We start from the raw sequence: 494 nt of genomic DNA, 5'->3' as shown, positions 1-494 counted from the left end.
CAGAACCAATAATCGCTTCCATCTTTGTGATATCTTTTTTAGTACGTTCAACAGTCTCTTTCTCTTGGCCTTCCATGATCTCTTCAAACTCACCATCAATTCTTGATAAATCTGGGAATCCCATGTCCAATTTAACAAATCTATTTTCATAGTAGATTTTAACAGTAGCTCCATCTTCAACAGCTCTACTCATATCGTAAGTATCTATGTAGTTACCAAATACAGCAGTTGTAGATTTATCATCAAAATCTATGGGCGTTCCTGTAAATCCAATATAATTTGCATTGGGAAGTGCATCACGAATATGTTTAGCGTACCCGTATTTACTATTTCCATCTGCATCCATTTTAGCATCTAAACCATACTGCGATCTATGAGCTTCATCAGCTATAATATATATGTCATTTCTAGTACTAATAGCCTCTACAATCTCACCAGCTTTAGGAGCAAACTTCTGTATTGTAGAGAATATTATTCCACCACTACTTACATTT

1 protein-coding gene is annotated in these 494 nt (G+C 35.0%); it reads right to left on the bottom strand.

Translation table 11 applies throughout. The annotated features are described in order from the left end of the window. Positions 1–494 (bottom strand): DEAD/DEAH box helicase family protein (locus L988_RS12740; protein WP_047384822.1); only part of this gene is annotated, 494 nt, incomplete at both ends.

This window comes from Cetobacterium sp. ZWU0022 (assembly GCF_000800875.1).
Lineage (GTDB): Bacteria > Fusobacteriota > Fusobacteriia > Fusobacteriales > Fusobacteriaceae > Cetobacterium_A.
The sequence above is the reverse complement of the archived record's forward strand: the minus strand, read 5'-3'. Positions and strand labels throughout refer to the sequence as shown.